Source organism: Endozoicomonas atrinae (assembly GCF_001647025.1).
Lineage (GTDB): Bacteria > Pseudomonadota > Gammaproteobacteria > Pseudomonadales > Endozoicomonadaceae > Endozoicomonas > Endozoicomonas atrinae.
In genome coordinates, this window is record NZ_LUKQ02000335.1 from 1 (window position 1) to 4,649 (window position 4,649).

Sequence of the window (4,649 nt, forward strand, 5' to 3'; positions counted from 1 at the left end):
TTCCTCGGCCAGCAGGGCTTTGGCCTGCTCAAAAGGCTGGCGGGTATCGCCGCCTCCGGCCTGCTCGTAGGTCTGCTGGTAGAGCTCCTGGAACCTCGGCAGGTCTTTCAGTTGCTCATAGCCCAGTCCCATGATCTGGCTTTTGGCGTCCTCGGCACCGGCACCGCCGATCATCAGGCCACCGGTTGCCCCGTAGCCAATGGCATGGCTGCCCTTGTCGATGGCGTTGGCGTAGCCCTGCACCTTCCGGGCATCGTTCAACCCTTTCACTGCTGTCGCCGCACCGGTCGCCTGAAGCCCTTTCATGCCCAGTGCCGACAACCCTTTACTGGCCACACCACCGGGTATCATGGACGGCGCCAGAGAGCCAAGCCCAGAGGCAAACTGGAGGCCAAAACCGGCAGCGGTACTGCCCTCGGTCAGTCCATAACCCCCGTCGCCTTTGCGCTCGATACCAAAACCCTGCATCGCCTCCACACTGGAAGGGGACATATTGTCGAGCTGTTCCTCGGATTTCTCCCGCAGCCAGTCACTGGCGGCATTATGACCATCGCCCCCCACCAGTCGGCTCGCACCGGATACCAGGTCAGCCGCACCGGCATAACCGCCATGCCAGAGGGCTTCCCACAGGTCACCGGCATAAGAGCTGTCCGGGTTGCCCCGTGGCCGGGTGCGCTGGTTAAACTGCGCATAAGCGTCCACGTAATGCTCATCGGGTACATGGGGCGCAATGTGCTGATGCCAGTACTCCTGTCGCTTATGCTCCCGTTCAGCGTCATCGGCCTGCTGCCAGGCAGGCGTCGCAATAAAGTCGTGCCAGTTCATAGGGTCATCCTTGAAAATATCGCTGCCCGCTGCCCGTAACAGCGGGAACGGCGCTTGATTTGTCTTTTGCGGGAAGCGGGAAGCGGGAGGCGGGAGGCGTTTTTTAACGATAATTGGGGTTGTTCTGGGGCAGGTACTTACGCCAGTCACCTGGCAACATACTGTTGCCACCGAAACCGTAACCCTGCCCCCGCTTGGGCTGTGCAGTGGCCGAGGGTGGTGGTGGCGGTGCGGCTTCTTGCTGGTTGTTGCCCAGCTTATTGTCGATGACATCCTGATAACCGGGGCCGCCACCTTGTGCGCCCCTCGGCCCAAACAGATTGAAGTCCGGGTTGTCGTTCTGATACTGCACAGGCCCATTGTCCATATAACCGGGGTTGCGGGGCTGATAAGGCTTCATCAACTGGTTGAGCTGGCTCTGTATCTCTTTGGGCAGCAGCTTGTTGCGGTCTTCGGCACTCAGTCCCGGTGTACTGGCCAGCTTCTGTTCTGCCAGGACAGCGGCCTGCTCCCGCAACTGTTCCATCAGCTTGCCCGGATCACTGGCTCCCTTATTCCCCGCGTCATAGGTCTGTTTCTTCTGACCGGCAAAGTTGTTCAGGTTGGAGAGGGAGCTAAGGTAGAACTGCTTCACCGGATTACCATCGTCACCGAGCAGGCTGACCAGCGGGTCTTCATTGCGGTCGCTGTGATTAAAGCGGATACCGCTGACGTTACTGGCCTTGATGCCGGGGTGCTGGTTGATAAAACCGATAGCATCCTCTGCATCCCGTGGGTCCTGCCCCTGATGGTATTTTTGCAGCATCCGGTTCAGTTTTCCGGCGTCCTGCGTCAGAGGGTTTTGCACCGTTTCCCTGCGCTCCATGGGCATTCCGTAACCGGCCTGACCGCCTTGCTGACTCTGCCTGACTCCCATGCCATTACCCGGCTGAATGCTCTGGGGCATCTGCCCGAACCCGTAGGGCTGACCATGAATGGCGGCCAATCGCTGCTGCCGGTCGTAGAACTGGTTCAGGTCGTTCTGGTCAATCTGCTGCTGGTTCATTACCTGCTGCTGTTGCTGACCATTGTACTCCTGCTGCTGCCTGCGCAGCTCACCAAGGCGCTGGTTGATGGCGTACTGTTCATCGGCGTAACCGGGCACTTTGGTGCCGTGGCCAATTGAATCAAACTTGTTCTGGTAAACCCTGCCGTCCGATCCGATGTACATGGTGATCCTCCCTGATCCTGTGGATTAATACTCATAATCAAACTTTTCGGAGTAATTCCAGTCGCCGTTGTTGGCGTAGGTCTGCACCAGACCGTTCTGCCACCGCTGCTGACCCTGGTTAAACGCCTGGTTCTGGGCTTGCAGTTTCATCTCGTCCTGCTTGAAGCCGTAGCCAAGGTCATACTGGCGGGCCGCTTCGTTCAACTGGTCGTACTTGATCTTGTTGTCCGTGTACATATCCGCCGCCAGCTTGTAGACACTGGCCGCACTGCTCAGGCCATCGGTGGCGGTCTTGCCAAGGTCAAGCCCCAGTTCCGCCACATCCAGGTTGCGGTTCCAGCTTTCCTCTCTGGCGGTGTCCCGCACCTGATTCTGGATGGCCGAGAGTCCCGCCGCCTTGTGCAGGGCATTGCTGGTACCAAACCCGGCAAACCGGGCTGAATTGGGATTTACGCCCATCCGGCGCATGTCCCGTTCGTACTCCGACTGTTGCAAGTCCGCATTGGCCTGATAGTCGCTGGTCGCCTCTCCCAACCGGCTCTCCAACTGGGCATCCGATACCGTGGCGTTGTCGCCCAGGTACTGGAAGTTAGGCTGGTAGTTGTCAAACACATCAAACAGCTTGTCGCCATAATCCTTCAGCTTGTCTGCAACATCGGTGGCCGCGTCGATATTGAGCTGGTAACGCTGCTCACTGTCGTCGTAGGCGTAGCGGGGGGTGATGTCTGGCATTTGTGGCTGAGCTTCGTTTCTTCTCCAAAAGTGGTTGCTGCCAGACCCCAGAGAGAAGGTATTGAAGCTTCCCATCTGATCCAGACTTTTCTGATAAGCACTGTTACCGGTCAGGCCGTAACTGTTGCCTGAGTCCGGTCTGCCTATACGGGTGTAGCCTTGTGATCGTGACATGCCCATGGTTATTCTCCTGTTTATTCGCCCGTTACCGTTTATTCGCCCGTGGCCGTTTATTCGCCGGTAGCGGTCCAGTGGATAACGGCGTCGGATACACTGACATCGGTGGCACCGAGGTCGTAAGCGGTGGTGTCCCAGTAGAAGTGGTTCAGGGGGGCATCACTCACTGGCTGTGCCCGCTGATAATAGATGGTGGCCGCAATGTCGCGGATATGAACATAAGCCAGGCTGGTAGGAACGTAGTTTGGCTCGTAAAAACTGCCAGCCTGTGACTGTCCGTCATATCCGGCCCTTTCTGCCCAGAGTTCCACTTCCGGGTAGATATTGCCGTCTTTGTGAACCACATCTTCCCAGCGCATGGAAATATCCGTAAACCGGGTGACTTCCCACTCTTTTGTGAAATAGTCATTGGACGTGGTTTTCTCGTAGGTGTTGTATTCGCCCCGATCATTGGAGAGTCGCACTCTGGCCCGTCCTTTTACCTTATCCTGCCCCCAGGCTTTGCTGTCATAGCGGTAGAGGTTCCTGACCTCAAGCCGTATATCCACCTTGGCGAAATACAAAATCCGGCTGATCTCCCACCCCGAACCGATGTTCGGGTCACCAATGGTGATGGTGTGCCGGAAAGTCTCCGCTGAACGGGTAGGACTGAGGGTTTTCTGGTAGGGGTTGGCGATTTTGTTCTCATCCCGGTAGTCGTAGGTAACGCTGCCACTGTTAAACGTGCCCTCACGGTCTTCCGCTAAAAAATACAACCCCACCTCATAGCGGCCCTGCGTCAGGGTCTGGCTCAGTTCGATGTCGTGGGTGGTGAACTGGTCGATGTCCACGGCCACCGTTTCCCCGTCGATCCACTCCCCCCATTGCTGCCGGTACCGGAGGGTCACGCTCACCTTACGGTTCTGCCAGGTACCACCGCTGCCGGTGGAACGCTGGCTGGCAACCCGCCCTTTCAGAATGACTTTTTTCACCTGGTCCACAGCGCCTCTGGTAAAGGTGGTGGTATTGCTGGCCCCCTGGTAAAGGGCGTTCCTGACCTCCGTCTTGCTGCCATCCGCCAGCAACAGACGGGCGTAGGGTTTGAACACCCACACCCCTTCAATGGCGCCGTGGGGTATGGGGGTTGAGTGGTACAGTTCCAGTCGCTGGGACTGGTCAGGGTAGTCGGCGTTATAAACGGTAATATCGCGGGGATAGAGGTTGATGGTGGGCTGGCTTTTGAAATAGGCGGGAATCACCACGGTCTGGTTATGCCTGCCGATGCCGCTTTCTGTGCGGCGCACCTCTTTATAACGAACATGGCCAGAGCTGGCGGTGTAGATATAGGACTCAATCCGCCCCTCTTTCAGCACCAGGTAATCATTGGTAGCAATACCACCACTGCCGGTGATCACCATCTGACCAAATCCATCGCTGCCGGTACTCAGCTCGATGGAACCCTGCCCCACCGTGAGCGCCGTGCCGTTTTGCAGTTCACCGGATTGAAGCTGACTGATATTTACCGGCCCGTTCACCGCCAGATAGCCGTTAAAAACCAGCACATACTCCGGTGACCCTTCCGTGCCGATATTGCGCACTGAAAACGGCTGCTCCGACAGCTCCGGGCTTTCCAGCATCAGGTCGGCCAGATTGATAATGGCCGTTCCCTGACCCGCCGTTCCAGCCAGTGCATTAAAGCCCCCAACCTGTCCGGCACTGTTGACGT

4 protein-coding genes are annotated in these 4,649 nt (G+C 57.5%); all 4 read right to left on the reverse strand.

Features of this window, described 5'->3' with window-relative positions:
* On the reverse strand, positions 1-825 hold an 825-nt coding region (locus AK963_RS25560), incomplete at its 3' end, for a hypothetical protein (protein ID WP_202969868.1).
* Between the two features lie 103 nt (positions 826-928).
* Positions 929-2,035 carry a hypothetical protein gene (locus tag AK963_RS25565; protein WP_066018201.1) on the reverse strand — a complete coding sequence of 369 codons (1,107 nt, stop codon included), beginning with the start codon at positions 2,033-2,035 and terminating at the stop codon, positions 929-931.
* 24 nt (positions 2,036-2,059) lie between these two features.
* The gene (locus AK963_RS25570) at positions 2,060-2,947 is read right to left on the reverse strand and encodes a hypothetical protein (RefSeq protein WP_066018202.1); all 888 of its coding nucleotides are present in this window, start codon (positions 2,945-2,947) and stop codon (positions 2,060-2,062) included.
* A gap of 50 nt (positions 2,948-2,997) precedes the next feature.
* Positions 2,998-4,649 (reverse strand): hypothetical protein (locus AK963_RS33655; protein ID WP_175404653.1); only part of this gene is annotated, 1,652 nt, incomplete at its 5' end.